We start from the raw sequence: 3046 nt of genomic DNA, 5'->3' as shown, positions 1-3046 counted from the left end.
TCCCTCTTGCCCCTCACCTCTCGCCTCTCACCTCTCGCCTCGTCTATGATCCGAACACGGTCGTCGGAGGCGTTGCGACGGCCTGTTCCCTCTTGCCCCTCACCTCTCGCCTCTCACCTCTCGCCTCGTCTATGATACACTATTCACAAACACACGTGTTTCAGAAAAGGATACCGATATGCACCTTCCAATCCTTATCATTGGCGGCGGGCTTGGCGGATTATCCGCCGCCATTCATCTGGCAGCGCGCGGTCGGCGCGTTGTGCTGCTCGAAAAGAATGAGCGCGTCGGCGGCAAACTGAACCTGGTCGAAGCCGATGGGTTCCGATTCGACACCGGACCTTCGTTACTGACCATGCCCTGGGTGCTGCGGTCAGTCTTTGCCGCTGCCGGGCGGCGGATGGAAGACTCGCTGACCATCACGCAACTCGAACCGATCTGCCGGTATCGCTGGCTTGATGGCACACAGTTCGACGCCTGCCAGAATCTGCCCCGCCTTGCCGAGGAGATCGCGCGCATCGAACCTGCCGATGTTGCAGGCTTTCTCCAATTTCTGAGCTACGCCGAACGCATTTACCGCGCCACAGAAGGTCCATTCCTGCTACGCCCATTCGACGGCGTGCGTGACCTGCTGACCCCTGATCTATTCAGTGGAATGCTTCAGATCGACCCGTTTCGCACCGTTGATCAGGCAGTGCGCAGTTTCTTCCGCAGCCCCTACCTGCGCCAGGTATTCAACCGTTACGCTTCATACAACGGCTCGTCACCCTTCCGCGCGCCGGCCACATTCAACCTGATTCCTTATGTCGAGTTTGTCCAGGGCGCCTGGCACGTCGCTGGCGGAATGTATCAGATTGCGCGCGCGCTGGCGGCGCTGGCGTGCGATCTCGGCGTGGAGATTCGCACCAATGTGCCGGTCGAACGCATCGAGGTCCACAACGGCGCCGCCTCGGGCGTCGTTCTGGCAGGCGGCGAACGGCTTGCCGCATCACAGGTAGTCGTCAACGCCGATCCACGCTATGCCTATGCCAGCCTGCTGCCCGGCACAGAAAAGACTGCAGCGCGCCTGGCGCAACTCGAATCGTCGTACAGCGGGTTCGTCCTGCTGCTGGGAGTCAATCGTATCTACCCCGAACTGGCGCATCACAACATTTTCTTCTCGTCCGACTACCGCGCCGAGTTCAGGGCAATTGTCGATATGCAGACGCCCGCGCCCGACCCGACGATCTATGTCTGTGCCGCATCGGTGACCGACCCATCGATGGCGCCGCCAGGACAGATGAACCTGTTTGTGCTGATCAACGCGCCGGCGCTCAACCCGCGCGTCAACTGGACGCGCGAAGCGACCGGTTATCGCAACCTGGTGCTGCACAAACTGGAGCATATGGGGCTGGAGAATCTGAGCCAGCATATTGTATTCGAGCAGATCTGGACGCCGGCAACGATCAACGAGCGATACAACGCTCCTGGAGGCGCGATCTACGGGTTGGCGTCGAACAACCCATGGACGGCATTCGTGCGTCCGCCGCTCCGCGCGCGCGAGGTACGCGGCGTCTACTTCGTCGGCGGCGGCACGCACCCCGGCGGCGGTATTCCGCTCGTGCTCCTCTCAGGGCGCGCTGCCGCCGAACGAGTTCTGGCAGATGCCGCATAACATATCGTTAAGAAACGATTTAAGAACCCCTTGACTTATGGCGCATGAATGCTATCATGTAACCAACACCCCAGGGAACGAAAAGGAAAACGGAACTTTGACAAACGGATCAACGACTCTGCACGGCAAGCGGCGTTACCCACAGGTGTCGGGAAGACGGGGACGACCGTAAGTCGATGGAAATGGCCTGATATTTCATGCAATGCCAGGGAAATCGACAGGCAAGCGCCGTGTGATTGATGAAACACCGGATGCTGTGTGAGTCAGTGCAGGGTTCCAGCGGTAAAGCCCGCACCATCGCAGGAGGAGAGGAAGCGAGGTGCGTTGCGACCCCGACAGAGGAGCTGGCCGTCTGCAAAGCGCTGTCGTGGTAGCCGAACGGTAGATCCCGGAGTTGAAGTTCAGAACCTTTTCACACTCCCTGGGGCAATATCTTAAGTGCACCCTTCGCAGCATGCGCTACGAGGGGTTTTTTATGGCGCCATACGCCACCCTCCATCCACCACCAGCGTCTGCCCGGTGATGTACGACGCAAGCGGCGACGCCAGAAAGGCGATCGCTGCCGCCACTTCTTCCGGACGACCAATACGCCGCAGCGCAATCACCCGTTCCCCCCAGAGACGCATCTCTTCTGGGATCGTTGCCAGTTGCGGCGTTTCGATAAGACCAGGCGCAACCGCGTTGACGGTGATATTCCAGGGCGCCGCCTCACGCGCCAGTGTCCGAACCAATCCCAATACGCCGCCGGTCGCCGCCGAGAAATCCGCCTGCTGCGGTCCGCCCGCCAGCCCATGCAGCGCCGCGACGGCGACGACTCTGCCGTAGCGCCGCCGCATCATTGGGCGCAACGCCGCACGGCAAACATTCCTGGCGCCATCAAGATGCAATGCCAGCATGTCGCGCCACTGCGCGACACTGATTGCTTCGACCGGCGCGAAACGCATGGCGCCCGCGCAGAACACCATTACATCCAGCCGTCCATACGTTTCGATAACGGCGCCGACCAGCGTCTCGACCGATTGCGGATCGCGCGCATCGACTTGACGCACAGATACGTCGCCGCGCAGGTCCTGACAGGCGGCAACTACCCGCGCCGCCGCCGCAGCATTCTGGTGATATCCCGCAACCACCCGCGCGCCACGCTCTGCGAGCATGGTCACAACGGCCGAGCCAATTGCGCCTGATCCGCCAATGACAATTGCGACCTGATCGGTGAAATCCATAGGTGTTTGGGTTCCGTTTTTCGGAGAGCGCGCTGCCCTGCTATCGTACCACATCATCAGTTGGGTAGGCGAAGGCAATGCCATTGTCAACGGGTAGGCGAAGGCAATGCCATTGTCAACGGGTAGGCGAAGGCAATGCCATTGTCAACGGGTAGGCGAAGGCAATGCC

At 60.5% G+C, this 3046-nt stretch carries 2 protein-coding genes; one reads left to right on the top strand and one right to left on the bottom strand.

Features of this window, described 5'->3' with window-relative positions:
- The first annotated feature begins 178 nt into the window (after nt 1–178).
- Nucleotides 179–1654, top strand: coding sequence for a phytoene desaturase family protein (locus AC3EA7_RS15595; protein ID WP_488614991.1), 1476 nt, complete (start codon nt 179–181; stop codon nt 1652–1654).
- Between the two features lie 473 nt (nt 1655–2127).
- On the opposite strand, the gene AC3EA7_RS15590 is transcribed toward AC3EA7_RS15595, so the two are convergent.
- Nucleotides 2128–2877: an SDR family oxidoreductase gene (locus tag AC3EA7_RS15590; protein WP_488614990.1), complete on the bottom strand. Its 750-nt coding sequence runs from the start codon at nt 2875–2877 to the stop codon at nt 2128–2130.
- Between the last annotated feature and the right edge of the window lie 169 nt (nt 2878–3046).

It is taken from the genome of Roseiflexus sp. (assembly GCF_057785375.1).
The sequence above is the reverse complement of the archived record's forward strand: the minus strand, read 5'-3'. Positions and strand labels throughout refer to the sequence as shown.